Origin of the sequence: Pseudomonas algeriensis (assembly GCF_048847255.1) — a bacterium.
GTDB lineage: Bacteria > Pseudomonadota > Gammaproteobacteria > Pseudomonadales > Pseudomonadaceae > Aquipseudomonas.
Genome location: NZ_JBKKRK010000009.1, coordinates 114,996 through 128,675, shown reverse-complemented (window position 1 = coordinate 128,675; position 13,680 = coordinate 114,996). Strand labels below are relative to the sequence as shown.

Below are 13,680 nucleotides of genomic sequence, written 5' to 3'. Positions count from 1 at the left end.
CACCGCTATCGCGAGCAGACTCGCTCCCACAGGGACACTTGACCGGTTCTCAGTCGAACGTAATCCCCTGCGCCAACGGCAACTCCAGCGAGTAATTCACGGTGTTTGTCTGACGGCGCATGTAGGCGCGCCATGCATCGGAGCCGGATTCGCGACCGCCGCCGGTTTCCTTTTCGCCACCGAAGGCGCCGCCGATTTCCGCGCCGCTCGGGCCGATGTTGACGTTGGCGATGCCGCAGTCGCTGCCCACCGCCGACATGAATTGCTCGGCTTCACGCACGTCGGTGGTGAAAATGCAGGAGGACAGGCCCTGGGGCACGGAGTTGTTCAAGTCCAGCGCTTCAGCGAAATCCTTGTAGCCGACCACATAAAGGATCGGTGCGAACGTTTCATGGCGCACCACGTCGCTTTGCTCCGGCATCTCGACGATGGCGGGCGAAACGTAATAGGCATTCGGGAACTGGTCTTCGAGCTGGCGCTTGCCGCCAAACACCCGCCCGCCTTCGCTCAGGGCCTGCTCCAGTGCGTCCTGCATGTTCTCGAAGCTTTGCTTGTCGATCAGCGGGCCCACCAGATTGCCTTCCAACGGATGACCGATGCGCACTTTCGAGTAGGCAGCCTTGAGCCGGGTGACGATTTCTTCCTTCACCGACTCATGGGCGATCAGCCGGCGCAAGGTGGTGCAGCGCTGGCCGGCGGTGCCGACGGCGCTGAACAGGATCGCGCGCACCGCCATGTCCAGGTCGGCGCTCGGGGCCAGAATCATGGCGTTGTTACCGCCCAATTCGAGAATGCTGCGGGCGAAGCGCGCCGCGACTTTTGGCGCCACTTCACGCCCCATGCGGGTGCTGCCGGTGGCGCTGATCAACGCCACGCGCGGGTCGTCCACCAAGGCTTCGCCGGCATCGCGACCGCCGATGATCACCTGGCTCAGGTACGGTGGCGCGTCGCTGAAGTTCTTCAGTACGCGCTCGAACAAGGCCTGGCACGCCAGGGCGGTCAGCGGAGTCTTTTCCGAAGGCTTCCAGATCACCGGGTTGCCGCAGACCAGGGCCAACGTCGTGTTCCAGGCCCAGACTGCAACAGGGAAGTTGAAGGCGCTGATTACGCCGACCACGCCCAGCGGGTGCCAGGTCTCACGCATGTGATGGCCGGGGCGCTCCGACGCGATGGTCAGGCCGTAAAGCTGGCGGGACAGGCCGACGGCGAAATCGCAGATGTCGATCATCTCTTGCACTTCGCCCAGGCCTTCCTGGGTGATTTTGCCGGCTTCCCAGGACACCAGTTCACCGAGGTCGGCCTTGTATTCACGCAACAGATCGCCGAACTGGCGCACCAGCTCGCCACGACGGGGGGCCGGCACCTTGCGCCACAGGTCAAAGGCATGCTCGGCCCGGCTGACCTGCTGCTCGACCTCGGCGGCGCCTTCCCAGTTCACCGCGCCGATGCGACTGCCATCGATGGGCGAATGCACTGGCTGTGTGCCGTTCTGGTACAGGGCCGGGTCAACACCCAGACGATCAAGCAATGCAGCAACCATGGGTAAATTCCTCAAGCGAAAGACAATGAGTTGGCAGCCGGACGAACACGGCTGATCAGACCTGTAGTTGTAGCTGGCCCGAGACTTGCCAACAAACGACCTTTAAGCGAGATATCATTCCGTTTATTCATGCTGCCACTGAAGCAGACTCTTCAGCACAAAAGCAGAGCGACAAAAAATAAGGCTCCATCATGCTCAATAAACGCTATTTGCCGTCGATCACCGCGCTGCAGTGCTTCGAAGCGGTGACCCGTCACCTGAGCTTCACCCGCGCCGCCGAAGAATTGAACCTGACCCAGAGCGCCGTCAGCAAACAGGTCGCGCAGTTGGAAGAGTTGCTCCAGCACTTGCTGTTCCGTCGCGTGCGTCGACGCCTGCAATTGACTCCCGCAGGGGATTTGTACCTGGGGGAAGTACGAAAAATCCTCACCCAAGTTGAGATGTCCACTCATTACCTGCGTTCCTACGGTGGTGACACCGAAGTCCTGCGCGTGTCTACGCCACCAACGTTCGGTGCGCGCTGGCTGGTCCCACGGCTCAAAGGCTGGCGCCTGCGCCATCCCAGCATTCATCTGGACCTGTGCAGCGAGCAAGAGGCCGATGACCTACAGCAAGGTCGCAGTGACCTGGCGTTCTATTTTGGCCAAGCCTCACGACCCGGAACTGAATCCTTGAAACTGTTCGGCGAAGAACTGGTGCCAGTCTGCGCGCCGGGCAGCCTGCCGGACCAGCCTTTCACCGACCCGACGCAACTGACCGATCTGGTCCTGCTGCAAAACGCCTCGCGCCCACAGGCTTGGCACGACTGGTTCGAAGACCTGGGTTATCACACCGAACACAGCTACCACGGGCCGCGCTTCGAAACCTTCTATATGTGCATCCGCGCAGCCCAGGTCGGCTGCGGCGTGGCCCTGCTGCCCAGGTTTCTGGTGGAAGAAGAACTGGCCGACGGCAAGCTGGTCATTCCCTGGCAGCATGCGATGCCCAGCACCAATGCCTATTATCTGGCTTATCCGGAACATTCGGCGGAAGTGCCTAAAGTGCGGATGTTCGTGGAGTGGATGTTGGAGCAGATCGACGGTGCTGATATTGCGCAACAATAAGAGGGCTCCTCGCCACGAAGGCGTGTAAGGCAAAAAACACTGGCAAAACCCACCACGGTTATGCGCCACTAGCCCTTTCACTACGAACTGCCGTACGCCGCTGCCCGCCGCAGCCACCTGTCTGGAGATTCACGTTATGAGCGAGAGTGTATTTGCCGATCGCATCGTGCAGAACCTGCTCGACACCGACTTCTACAAGCTGACGATGATGCAGGCGGTGCTGCATAACTACCCCAACGTCGAAGTGGAGTGGGAGTTCCGCTGCCGAAACAGCGAAGACCTGCGGCCCTACCTGGCGGAGATACGCTTCCAGATCGAACGCTTGGCCGAGCTGAGCCTGAGCGCCGACCAGTTGGGTTTTCTCGAACGCATCTGCTTCTTGAAACCGGATTTCCTGCGCTTTCTGGGCCTGTTCCGTTTCAACCTGCGCTATGTGCACACGGGCATCGAAAACGGCGAGCTGTTTATCCGCCTGCGCGGGCCATGGCTGCACGTCATCCTGTTCGAAGTGCCTTTGCTGGCCATTGTCAGCGAAGTGCGCAACCGCTATCGCTACCGTGAAATCGTTCTGGAACAGGCGCGGGAACAGCTTTATCGCAAGTTCGACTGGCTGAACGCCAATGCCAGTGCCGAGGAATTGTCCGAACTGCAAGTGGCCGATTTCGGCACCCGCCGTCGGTTCTCCTACCGAACCCAGGAAGAAGTGGTCAACGTGCTCAAGCACGACTTTCCGGGACGCTTCGTCGGCACCAGCAACGTGCATCTGTCCCGTGAACTGGACATGAAACCCTTGGGCACCATGGCCCATGAGTGGATCATGGCTCACCAGCAACTGGGCCCAAGGCTGATCGACAGTCAGATCGCCGCGCTCGACTGCTGGGTGCGCGAATACCGAGGGCTGCTGGGCATCGCGCTGACCGATTGCATCACCATGGACGCCTTCCTCAAGGATTTCGATCTGTTCTTCGCCAAGCTGTTTGACGGCTTGCGCCATGATTCGGGTGACCCGGTCATCTGGGCCGAGAAAGCCATTGCCCACTATCACAAGCTGGGTATCGACCCGATGAGCAAGACCCTGGTGTTCTCCGACAGCCTGACATTGCCAAAATGCCTGGAGATTTTCCGCGCCTTGCGTGGTCGCATTAATGTGAGCTTTGGTATCGGGACCAACCTGACCTGTGACATTCCAGGCGTGGAGCCCATGAGCATCGTGCTTAAAATGATCAGTTGTGACGGGCAACCCGTGGCCAAGATTTCAGACGAGCCCGGTAAGACCCACTGCAAGGACCCGAATTTCGTCGCCTATATGCGACATGTTTTCCAAGTACCTGCCGCCCTTTCTGGCACATCAAGCAAGGAGTGAATTCATGCAAGCCGTACAGCGTGAGATTGCTGAACAGCTCAAGGTCCAACCGCCATTTGCCGATGACGCCGCCCTCAAGGCCGAAATCGCTCGTCGGGTGAGCTTCATCCAGGACTGCCTCGTCAACTCCGGGCTCAAGAGCCTGGTACTGGGCATCAGCGGCGGGGTCGACTCGTTGACCGCCGGCCTGTTGGCCCAGCGTGCCGTGCGCGAGTTGCGGGAAAAAACCGGCAATGCGGCGTACAAGTTCGTTGCCGTGCGCTTACCGTACGAGACCCAGTTCGACGAACACGAAGCCCAGGCCTGTGTCGATTTCATCGAGCCAGACGAGCGCCATACCGTCAATATCGGCCCGGCGGTAAAGGCATTGGCCAAGGAAGTCCTCGCGTTCGAGGGCAAGGCGCCGGGCTCGCGGGATTTCGTGTTGGGCAATACCAAGGCGCGGATGCGCATGGTGGCGCAATACACCATCGCCGGCGCCGAACAGGGCATGGTGATCGGCACCGATCATGCCGCCGAAGCGGTGATGGGGTTCTTCACCAAGTTCGGTGACGGCGCCTGCGACCTGGCGCCGCTGAGCGGGCTGGTGAAAAACCAGGTCCGGGCCATCGCCCGTGACTTTGGCGCGCCGGAATCGCTGGTGGAAAAAGTCCCCACCGCCGACCTGGAAGACCTGTCGCCTGGCAAGCCGGACGAAGCGGCCCACGGCGTGACCTACGCCGAGATCGACGCGTTCCTGCATGGCCAACCGATTCGCGAAGAAGCGGCGAAGATTATTTGCGACACCTACCGCAAGACCGAGCACAAGCGAGTGATGCCGTACGCTCCTTGACCACCATTTGGTGGACAGCCTCATGTAGGAGCAAGCTCGCTCCCACAAAGGTTATTTGCCTGGTATAAAAAAAGCGCCCTGCACGGGGGCGCTTTTTTCTGCCTGAAATTTGTTACTTCAGGGTAACCGCGCCTTTCATCATCGAGATGTGGCCCGGGAACGAGCAGAAGAAACCGTACTTCTCGGCAGCGTCCAGCTTAGAGACATCGAAAGTCACCGAGTCGGTTTCCTTGGCGCCGATAACCTTGGTGTGTGCGATAACGCGGGCGTCACCCTCCTTGAGATAGTTCTTGTCGATACCGGCGCCCAGGCCATCGGTGGCGATCGGCTGCATGTCGGCCTCTTTGCTCAGCACCCAGTTATGACCCATCACGTTTTTCGGCAGGTTACCCGAGTGAGTCAGCTCAACGGTGAACGTCTTGCAGCTCTTATCGATTTCGATGGCCTTGGTGCTGAAGGTCATCTGGTCGGTGGAATCGATGGTGGTCTTGCACTCCGCTGCCATCAGTTGGCTGCTGGCCAGCGTCAACAGGGATACTGCTACAAGTTTGGCGAACATCATGAATCTCCAAAGCATGGTTAACGAAATCCGTCAGAGGGGAAGACTGCCTGATTTTCTGGCAAGTTCCTATGACCTGAGTCAAAGATTGTATACAACTTAAGACTATCAGCCTGATGGACAGAATCAACCGGCCAGAAGTATGACGCACCTCTAAGATCTGTCCCATCAACCCTGGAGTGCTGGTCATGAACCTCAACAGCCTGTTATTCAGCTTGCTCGCCGCCTACGCCTGCGGTGCCAGTGGCACCTATGAAAAACCTCGCCGCGAGGTTTAATTCTTTGCGCAACAAAGGGCAGGCTTTACCCTGGTCCGGTCATCGAATCGCGGAGTGAAGCATGTCCATAGCGTCTGTTTGTGTATTTTGCGGCGCCAGCACCGGCAGCCACCCGGCCTATCTGGAAGCGGCCCAGGCCCTGGGCCGTGCTTTGGCCGAACGAAAACTCACCTTGGTCTACGGCGGTGGCGCGGTCGGTCTTATGGGTGTCGTTGCCGATGCAGCCCTCGCCGCTGGCGGCGAAGTGATTGGCATCATCCCGCAAAGTTTGAAAGACAAGGAAATCGGTCACAGCGGCCTGACGCGCCTTGAAGTGGTAGACGGCATGCACGCGCGCAAGGCCCGCATGGCTGAGCTCAGCGACGCCTTCATCGCCTTGCCCGGCGGGCTCGGCACCCTGGAGGAACTGTTCGAAGTCTGGACCTGGGGTCAGCTCGGTTATCACGGCAAGCCGCTGGGGCTGCTGGAAGTGAACGGTTTCTACAGCAAGCTCACCGGTTTCCTCGATCATATCGTCGGCGAAGGCTTCGTCCGCGCGCCGCATCGTGACATGCTGCAGGTGAGCGAATCTACGCACACACTGCTCGATGCGCTGGACGAATGGCAACCGTCCGTGCAGCCAAAGTGGGCCGAACAAAAACCAAGCTAACGGCTCGGTCCCGATACAGGGCAGAATACGCGCCGCTCAACCTCACCTTCGACCCCAGAGGATCGCCCATGGCTAAACCCAATTATTCCTTCGCCAAACGTCAAAGAGACCTGGCCAAGGAGCAGAAGAAAGAGGAGAAGCTCCAGCGCAAGAAGGCTTCGGCCGAAGAAGCGGCCCTGAACCCGGACAGCGACGGCGACGTGGCGGCCGAACACGATGTGGATGCGCCGAAAGACCAGGCACCCGACGCCTGAATCCAGCGATCCGCCGATGCCCTGTGGAAGCGAGCTTGCTCGCGATGACGGTTTGCCTGGCACTTCCATGCTGGCTGAACCGCCGCTTTGGCGAGAAGGCTCGCTCCCACGATGGATCTTCTTATGACTCCAGCGGCATCACCGTCACCCGAACATCCGGATCATGGGTACCGCCCCCCAGGATCACCCCGCGCAGCGGCGACACATCGGAAAAATCCCGCCCCCAGGCCAAGGTGATGTGTTCCAGCGCCGGCTGCACGTTGTTGGTCGGGTCGAAGTCCACCCAGCCCAGCACCGGGCAGAACACCGAGACCCAGGCGTGTGACGCATCGGCGCCGATCAGCCGGGCCTGGCCGGGCGGTGGCTGGGTCAGCAGGTAGCCACTGACATACCGCGCCGCCAACCCGCGGGAACGCACGCAGGCCAACATCAGATGGGCGAAGTCCTGACAGACACCCCGGCGTCGCTCCAGCACTTCTACCAGCGGTGTCGCGACCTGGGTGGCCTCGGCATCGAAGGTGAACTCCTCGAAGATTTTTTCCATCAGCGCCCGCACACCGACCATCAACGGTCGGCCGGCCGGGAAACAGCTCTCGGAAAACTCGACGAAGCTGCGCTTGAGATGCACGTAGGGTGATTCGAAACGGTAGCGGCACGCGTCCATCCATTGTGCCGTCAGGGGCCGGCCACTGTAGGTCAGGGCGTTACCGGTCGACTCCCAGGCCGGCGACAGGTTGAAATCCAGCGCGGGCCGCGCCAGCACCTCGACGCTCAGCCGGGCGTTGACCAGCAGCTCATCGTGAGGCCGCTCGAAAGCCAGGCGGGTCAGCGGGTTGCCGAATACATCGTGTTCGTCACGGCGGGTCGTCGGCTCCGGGCTGATGGACAGCTGTTGCTCGGTACAGCGCTGCCATTCGCAGTGTCTCGGCCATAGATGAGCCAGTTGCTGCGCGAGGGACACCGGGCTGTCGTAGTGATAATGGGTGTCGTGGAGGATCTGGTAACGGGCACTCATCAGACGGATACCGTGCGTTGGCTGACATCGTCAACGTGGGCGAAGTGTCGCAAGGCCAGGCGATCGGAGACCTGGGCGCTGACGTCGGCGACTTCCTGTAACAGATCGGCCAGGCCATCGACCGCCGCGCGCAAGCTGGCCTCACCGAACAGCGGATTCTCCAGGCACCGCAAGTCGAACCGCGAAAGGCGCGCCACCAACTCCGGCAGGGCGGTTTCCCTCGGCGCGGCAAAATCATCGTTCAAGCGCTTGAGGGTGCGCGCCACCAGTTTCAATTGGAAGAGCACCGCGTGGGGGTTCTGTTCGTCCAGCAACAACAGGTCGAGCACCGGAATCAACTGCGCCACCGCCAGATAACGCGAGCGGTACGTGATACTGCTGTTGCCCAATTCCAACAACCATTCCAGCCCGGCCTGATCGAATACCGCCTCGCCCCGCAGGAACGCCGCCAGGCTGCTGCTGAGAAATTGCAAGCGCTCCAGGCGTCGGCCGATCATGAGAAAACGCCAACCCTCGTCGCGCGTCATGTCGTCCAGGGCGAACCCCGACAATGCGGCCAGGGACATCACCAGGCGGTTGAGGAAATCCAACAGCTCGCCGAAATCCGGCTCGCTGGTTTCCAGCTCCATGGCTTCACGCTGCAACTCCACCAGTGCCTGCCAGTTCTCCCGCGACAGCTTGCCGCGCACCTGCGAGGCCGCCCACTGCAAGCGCTGCAGGTTGGAGCGCAGGCTGAACGACCAGTCATCCCCCAGAACTGCAGCCAGCAAGCGCTCGGGCAATGCCCCCTCCTCAGGCAACAACATCAGGCTTTCGCCCAGAGACACCGCCGATTGCAAGGCCTGGGGGTCATCGCCATCGACGTACCGCGCCAACATGATCCGCAAAAGACGCGCACTGTCATCGCAACGCTCGCAGTAGCGACCGAACCAGAACAGGTTTTCCACCACCCGGGAGGGCAGGTATGGATCACGCCGCACCAGGTCGTGAACACCCACGGTACGCTGGGCCTTCCATTGCTCGCCGCCGGGTGCCTGCTCTCCAAGCACCCAGGTGTCCTTGCTGGCACCGCCGCGCTGCATCGATACCACTTCGGCATCGGCCTCGGCGGCCACTCGGGCCAGGCCGCCGGACAAGACCCGATAATCGTCTTTTCCCGCTACGGCATACACGCGCATGCCGATCGCCCGGGGCTGGAGCTGACCGTGTTCGGCCTGCCACACCGGAGCCTGGGATAGTTGCGCCAACTCTTGCGCGACATACGCATAGGGCCGCGCCTGCATGCGCGCCGCCAGCTGGCCGCGCTGCTCCTCGTTCAGATCGCGGCCGAACACCGGTGCGAAACTCTGGGAAGGAAACGCCGGCTTGATCAACAACTGGGGCAATTTCTCCAGCGCCTGGGCCAGCACCGGCGGCTCGCCGCACCACCAGGTGGCGATGGAGGGCAGCAGCAGTTCTTCGCCGAACAGATACTGGTTGATCCGCGGCAGGAAGCCCAGCAGACCTGGCGACTCCAGCACGCCACTGCCCAGGGCATTGGCCACCAGTACCCGGCCCTGGCGCACCGCGTCCAGCAATCCGGGTACGCCAAGGGCCGAATCGGTGCGTAACTCCAGGGGGTCGCAGAAATCGTCGTCGAGCCGACGCATGATCGCGTGAACCCGGCGCAGGCCGCTGAGGGTCTTGAGGTACACCGTGGCGTCCCGAACGGTCAGGTCACCGCCCTCCACAAGGGGATAGCCGAGTTGGCGCGCCAGGTAGAGATGTTCGAAATAGCTTTCGTTGAATCGTCCCGGCGTGAGCAATACCACCAGCGGCGGCTCGCCATCGCTGGGGGCCTGTCGCGCCAGGGTTTCCTGCAAGGTGCGGAAGAAACCGGACAGATGCCGCACCTTCAGGTCGCGATAGAGATCGGGAAAGGCACGAGAGACGATCATGCGGTTTTCCAGCGCATAACCCGCCCCTGAGGGCGCCTGGGTCCGATCAGCGGTGACCCACCAGCGGCCGTCGGGCGCACGCGCCAGATCCACGGCATACAAGTGCAGGAAATCACCGTCCGGCGGAGCGATGCCCTGGCAAGGCCAGAGGAAATTGTTGTGTCCGAAGACCAGCTCCGCTGGCAGCAGCCCTTCACTGATCAGCCGCTGCGGTCCGTACAGGTCGGCCAGTACCGCATTGAGCAAACGCGCGCGCTGGGCAATGCCGGCCGACAACTGCTTCCATTCCTGGGCGTCGATGACGTGGGGCAGAAGGTCCAGCTCCCACGGCCGGTCGGCGCCCTTAGGGTCGGCATAGACGTTATAGGTGACACCGTTTTCCTGGATCTGCCTTGCCAGCAGTGCCTGGCGCTGGACCAATTGGCCCGGCGTGCTGCGCTGCAACTGGTCGAACAGCCGTTGCCAGTGCGCACGCACCGCACCGCTGCCGTCCAGCAGTTCGTGATAGGTGCCCGTCGTCAGCGGGTAACGGTCAAGCAGGTCAGGCATGGAAAGCTCGGCAGGACAGCGATGATAGGTGAGACTAGCGCAAGCGCATGACGCCCGGATAGGTGTGTTTGTGTTGGATCCGACCTGGGTTTTCAGAGTGCAATCGTGGCGAGGGGATTTATCCCCCCGCCAGAAGGTCCAGCTAGCTTTTTGAGGTCCGGTGAAAGCGTCGCAGATCGAGCGTGAAGGGAAACTCGTCATCCACCGCCAGGCTGGGTATCGGCAATTTTCCGGGCGTATGTCCGATACGGAAGAATCGCGCCATCCGCCGGCTCTCCGCTTCGTTGGCGTTGACAGGCAGGCTGTCATAGTTGCGCCCGCCCGGATGCGCCACGTGGTATTGGCAGCCGCCCAGGGAGCGCTGCATCCAGGTGTCGAGCACATCGAAGACCAACGGCGCATGGACCGGGATGGTCGGCTGCAAGCAGTTGAACGGTTGCCACGCACGGAAACGTACCCCGGCGACAAACTCCCCCACCCGGCCGGTGGGCTGCAACGGCACCGGCACGCCATTGCAGGTCAGCAGGTAACGTTGTGGCGCCAGCCCCGTAAGCTTGATCTGCAACCGCTCCAGGGACGAGTCCACATAACGCACCGTGCCGCCCGCCGAGCCCTCTTCCCCCAGCACATGCCAAGGCTCCAGCGCCTGGCGCAACTGCAGCTCGACACCGTTGACTGCGTAGTCGCCCACTTTGGGAAAGCGAAACTCCAGGTGCGCGGCGAACCACTCGGCACGCAGCGGGTAGCCGGCGCCATTCAACTCTTCGATGACCTCGGCAAAATCCTGCTCGATGAAGTGCGGCAGCAGGAAACGATCATGCAGCTCGGTGCCCCAGCGCGCCAGTTTGGCCGGTGCATAGGGCTCGCGCCAGAACCGCGCCACCAACGCCCGCAACAGCAATTGCTGGGTCAGGCTCATGCGCGCGTGGGGCGGCATTTCGAAAGCGCGCAGCTCCAGCAAGCCGAGCCGTCCGGTGGCGCCGTCCGGCGAATAGAGCTTGTCGATGCAAAACTCGGCGCGATGGGTGTTGCCGGTGACGTCGATCAGCAGGTTGCGCAGCAGCCGATCCACCAACCACGGCGGGCATTCGTCGCCGGGCTGTGGCATTTGCGCGAAGGCTATTTCCAGCTCATACAACGCATCGTTGCGCGCCTCGTCCACGCGCGGTGCCTGGGATGTCGGGCCGATGAACAATCCGGAAAACAGGTAGGACAATGACGGGTGGTTGTGCCAGTAGCTGATCAGGCTGCGCAGCAAGTCCGGGCGCCGCAGGAACGGTGAATCTGCCGGTGTCGCGCCGCCCAGTACGAAATGGTTACCGCCACCGGTGCCGGTGTGCCGGCCATCGATCAGGAATTTCTCGGTGGTCAGCCGGTTCAGTCGCGCTTGCTCGTAAAGAAACTCGGTGCGCTCGACCAATTCTTCCCAAGTTGCCGAAGGCTGCACGTTGACCTCGATGACACCTGGGTCTGGCGTGATACGAAAATTGCTCAGGCGCGGATCGCTCGGTGGCTCGTAGCCCTCCAACAAAACAGGGCAACCCAGTTCCTGCGCCGTCGCTTCGATGGCGCTGACCAACTCCAGGTAATCCTCGACCCGCTCCAGCGGTGGCATGAACAGGTACAGCCGCCCTTCCCTGGCCTCTGCGCAGAAGGCGGTGCGGGTCAGCCAATCGGCCGATTCGTCGACCTTTGGCACGCGCTCCTGTTCCAGCGCCGGCTCGCCGTGATGCTTCAACTGCTCGGTGTCGGGTAGCTCGGGCAAATCCTGGTTCGGGTCGGTGGGGTGGATGAACGGATATTCGGCCGCCGTCACCCACGGCTGAGACGCCAGCGGCAGACGGTAGCCCAGTGGCGAATCCCCCGGCACCAGCCGGCAATGATCGTCGCGCAGGTACCAGCGCCCGCTTTGCCATTGGTCGCCCTTGGCGGTGCGTGCCAGCGGCAGGACCTGACCGATCACCTTGCCCAGCCCCTGACTGAAGACCTTGCGCAATCGCGCCCGCTCCAACGGGTCTTCCAGACGGGAATCCTCAGCCGTCACGTTCGAAGGCAACGAGCCTTCGCGCCAGAGATAATGGAAATTATCCTCGTAGGCGGGAAACACGAATTGCGTGGGAATTTTCAAGCGTTCAGCGACACTCGCCAGAAAACGCCCAGCCAATTCGCCATCGGCGCCGTAGTCTTTTTTCTCGTCGGCAATCAACGCGCTGTCGTGCCAGATCGGCACCCCGTCACGCCGCCAATAGCAGTTGAGCGACCACCGCGGCAATTGCTCGCCGGGGTACCACTTGCCCTGGCCGAAATGCACCAGCCCCTGCGGCGCGTAATGTTCGCGCATGCGCTGGAACAATTCGGCGCTGAGGCGGCGCTTGTCCGGTCCAAGCGCCGCGGTGTTCCACTCGGCGCCGTCCGGGTCATCGATGGAAACGAAGGTCGGCTCACCGCCCATGGTCAGGCGCACGTCACCTTCCTGCAGGTCCGCATCGATCTGCCGACCCAACGCCTGGATCGCCAGCCATTGTTCTTCGGTGTAGGGTTTGGTGACCCGTGGCGCTTCCCAGATTCGCTCGACGGACATCTCGTGGCTGAACTCACACTCGCACGGTTCCACCAGGCCACTGATGGGCGCCGCCGAGGACGGATCAGGACTACACGCCAACGGGATATGCCCTTCGCCGGCGAACAACCCGGACGTGGCATCGAGGCCGATCCATCCGGCGCCGGGCAGGTACACTTCGCACCAGGCATGCAGGTCGGTGAAATCCACTTCCGTACCGGACGGGCCGTCGAGGCTTTTCACATCGGCGGTCAGCTGGATCAAGTAACCGGAGACAAAACGCGCCGCCAGGCCCAAGTGACGCAACAGCTGCACCAGCAGCCAGGCCGAGTCGCGACAGGAGCCGGACGCGTGCTCCAACGTATGCTCCGGCGTCTGCACGCCCGGCTCCATGCGGATCAGGTAGTTGATGTCTTCGCTCAGGCGCTGGTTGAGCGCCACCAGAAAGTCCACCGCTGGCAACGGCGTGCGGTCGACGCCGTCCAGATACGCCTTGAATTTCGGCGTCAGCGGAAGCTTTTCCAGGTAGGGCATCAGCTCGTGTTTTTCGTCAGCCGCATAGGTGAACGGGATTTTCTCGGCGTAAGGCTCGAGGAAAAAATCGAACGGATTGAACACCGCCATCTCGGCGACCAGATCGACCTCCACCCGCAGCTCATCTGTCTTTTCCGGGAACACCAGCCGCGCGAGGTAATTGCCCTGGGGATCCTGCTGCCAATTGATGAAATGCTGATCGGGGGAAACCTTCAGCGCGTACGAAAGAATGCGCGTGCGGCTATGGGCCGCCGGACGCAGGCGAACGATCTGTGGACCGAGTTCGACAGCGCGCTCGTAGCGATAGTGTGTGACATGGTGCAAAGCGACATGGATCGACACGGCGTGCCTCCTGCGGAGCCTGGGCGTTATCGAAAGCGGCGCAAGACTTATGCCATGCAGGCAGGCCGGACACTTTCAACCTCTACTCAGGGCAGTAGAGCACTAAAACCGCGCGATGCCTGTATTGATCTGCGAAGGCCGCACATAAATGCGGCGCAGAGGGTA

10 protein-coding genes are annotated in these 13,680 nt (G+C 61.5%); 5 read left to right on the top strand and 5 right to left on the bottom strand.

Annotated elements, in window-relative coordinates; all coding sequences use genetic code 11:
• Positions 1 to 49: 49 nt before the first annotated feature.
• Positions 50 to 1,540 carry an L-piperidine-6-carboxylate dehydrogenase gene (gene amaB, locus ACLK1G_RS15580; RefSeq protein ID WP_420766212.1) on the bottom strand — a complete coding sequence of 497 codons (1,491 nt, stop codon included), beginning with the start codon at positions 1,538 to 1,540 and terminating at the stop codon, positions 50 to 52.
• A 191-nt stretch (positions 1,541 to 1,731) separates the two neighbouring features.
• On the opposite strand from amaB, the gene ACLK1G_RS15575 reads away from it, so the two are divergent.
• From ACLK1G_RS15575 to nadE, 3 genes are all read left to right on the top strand, one after another.
• Entirely contained in the window at positions 1,732 to 2,643 is a 912-nt protein-coding gene (locus ACLK1G_RS15575) for a LysR family transcriptional regulator (protein ID WP_420766211.1), read from the top strand.
• Between the two features lie 136 nt (positions 2,644 to 2,779).
• Positions 2,780 to 4,006 (top strand): nicotinate phosphoribosyltransferase, encoded by a 1,227-nt coding sequence (pncB, locus tag ACLK1G_RS15570; RefSeq protein WP_420766210.1) that lies wholly within the window; start codon positions 2,780 to 2,782, stop codon positions 4,004 to 4,006.
• 4 nt (positions 4,007 to 4,010) lie between these two features.
• Complete coding sequence (gene nadE / locus ACLK1G_RS15565) at positions 4,011 to 4,838, top strand: NAD(+) synthase (RefSeq protein ID WP_420766209.1); 828 nt, start codon at positions 4,011 to 4,013, stop codon at positions 4,836 to 4,838.
• Between the two features lie 112 nt (positions 4,839 to 4,950).
• On the opposite strand, the gene azu is transcribed toward nadE, so the two are convergent.
• Positions 4,951 to 5,397 (bottom strand): azurin, encoded by a 447-nt coding sequence (gene azu, locus ACLK1G_RS15560; protein WP_420766208.1) that lies wholly within the window; start codon positions 5,395 to 5,397, stop codon positions 4,951 to 4,953.
• Positions 5,398 to 5,736: 339 nt separating this feature from the next.
• On the opposite strand from azu, the gene ACLK1G_RS15555 reads away from it, so the two are divergent.
• Positions 5,737 to 6,324, top strand: a complete 588-nt coding sequence (locus ACLK1G_RS15555; RefSeq protein WP_420766207.1) for a cytokinin riboside 5'-monophosphate phosphoribohydrolase — start codon at positions 5,737 to 5,739, stop codon at positions 6,322 to 6,324.
• Between the two features lie 68 nt (positions 6,325 to 6,392).
• The gene (locus ACLK1G_RS15550; protein ID WP_420766206.1) at positions 6,393 to 6,578 is read left to right on the top strand and encodes a hypothetical protein; all 186 of its coding nucleotides are present in this window, start codon (positions 6,393 to 6,395) and stop codon (positions 6,576 to 6,578) included.
• A gap of 121 nt (positions 6,579 to 6,699) precedes the next feature.
• Here ACLK1G_RS15550 and ACLK1G_RS15545 read toward each other — a convergent pair whose 3' ends face one another.
• The 3 genes from ACLK1G_RS15545 to ACLK1G_RS15535 form a co-directional block, all read right to left on the bottom strand.
• Complete coding sequence (locus tag ACLK1G_RS15545; RefSeq protein WP_420766205.1) at positions 6,700 to 7,593, bottom strand: transglutaminase family protein; 894 nt, start codon at positions 7,591 to 7,593, stop codon at positions 6,700 to 6,702.
• On the bottom strand, positions 7,593 to 10,079 hold the full coding sequence (locus tag ACLK1G_RS15540) for a circularly permuted type 2 ATP-grasp protein (RefSeq protein WP_420766204.1): 2,487 nt from the start codon (positions 10,077 to 10,079) through the stop codon (positions 7,593 to 7,595). The genes ACLK1G_RS15545 and ACLK1G_RS15540 overlap by 1 nt, the downstream gene beginning before the upstream one ends.
• A gap of 142 nt (positions 10,080 to 10,221) precedes the next feature.
• A complete protein-coding gene (locus ACLK1G_RS15535) occupies positions 10,222 to 13,515 on the bottom strand; it encodes a transglutaminase family protein (RefSeq protein WP_420766203.1) in 3,294 nt (1,097 codons plus the stop codon).
• Positions 13,516 to 13,680 lie beyond the last annotated feature (165 nt).

Coding starts and splice junctions, on each gene's coding strand:
- ACLK1G_RS15575 (WP_420766211.1), top strand. CDS start 1,732: ATGCTCAATAAACGCTATTTGCCGTCGATCACCGCGCTGCAGTGCTTC.
- azu (WP_420766208.1), bottom strand. CDS start 5,397: ATGTTCGCCAAACTTGTAGCAGTATCCCTGTTGACGCTGGCCAGCAGC.
- ACLK1G_RS15540 (WP_420766204.1), bottom strand. CDS start 10,079: ATGCCTGACCTGCTTGACCGTTACCCGCTGACGACGGGCACCTATCAC.
- ACLK1G_RS15545 (WP_420766205.1), bottom strand. CDS start 7,593: ATGAGTGCCCGTTACCAGATCCTCCACGACACCCATTATCACTACGAC.
- amaB (WP_420766212.1), bottom strand. CDS start 1,540: ATGGTTGCTGCATTGCTTGATCGTCTGGGTGTTGACCCGGCCCTGTAC.
- ACLK1G_RS15550 (WP_420766206.1), top strand. CDS start 6,393: ATGGCTAAACCCAATTATTCCTTCGCCAAACGTCAAAGAGACCTGGCC.
- ACLK1G_RS15555 (WP_420766207.1), top strand. CDS start 5,737: ATGTCCATAGCGTCTGTTTGTGTATTTTGCGGCGCCAGCACCGGCAGC.
- pncB (WP_420766210.1), top strand. CDS start 2,780: ATGAGCGAGAGTGTATTTGCCGATCGCATCGTGCAGAACCTGCTCGAC.
- nadE (WP_420766209.1), top strand. CDS start 4,011: ATGCAAGCCGTACAGCGTGAGATTGCTGAACAGCTCAAGGTCCAACCG.